The 496-nt window shown below is 68.5% G+C and carries 1 pseudogene; it reads left to right on the top strand.

The window, feature by feature from the left end:
* Positions 1-165: 165 nt before the first annotated feature.
* Positions 166-496 (top strand): annotated as a pseudogene (locus ON39_RS19990) (hypothetical protein); the annotation flags it as partial.

The raw sequence follows: 496 nt of genomic DNA, 5'->3' as shown, positions 1-496 counted from the left end.
ACTGGTTCATGCGCGGCAGCTTCATCACCGCGCCGAGTCCTTTTCGTCGTTGGGGCTCTAACGGTTTCGGCAAGTCCTCGCTGGTGCGCCGGATCGTGCTCGGCGGCATCGCGCGAGGGCATCACGCCGCTCATCCTGGCCGACGTCAAGCCCGACTACCGCAAGATGGTCGAGCTGGTCGGCGGCCAGGTGATCGATCTCGGCTACGGCCACGGCAAACTCAATCCGCTCGCCGCGGGCGTGCTCGGCGCGGTGGTGCCGCGCCTGGACGATCATCCGGCGTTGCAGATCCAGGTGCTGCAAGATATGCGCGCGCGCCAGGTGACCCTCATCGCGGGCCTGGTCGAGCTGGTCCGCGGCGCGCGGGTGCGCGACTACGAGGAGACGCTCATCGCCACCGCGTTGCGCATCCTCTACCAGCCGGGCAGCGGCTACACCCCGGACCAGCCGCCGATCATGGAGCATCTGCTCGAGGTGATCGTCGCGGGCGGCGAGG

This window comes from Nocardia tenerifensis NBRC 101015 (genome assembly GCF_000308715.1).
In the GTDB taxonomy this organism is placed as follows: Bacteria; Actinomycetota; Actinomycetes; order Mycobacteriales; family Mycobacteriaceae; genus Nocardia; species Nocardia tenerifensis.
Note: the sequence above shows the minus strand (reverse complement) of the source record. Positions and strands in the feature narration are given on the sequence as shown.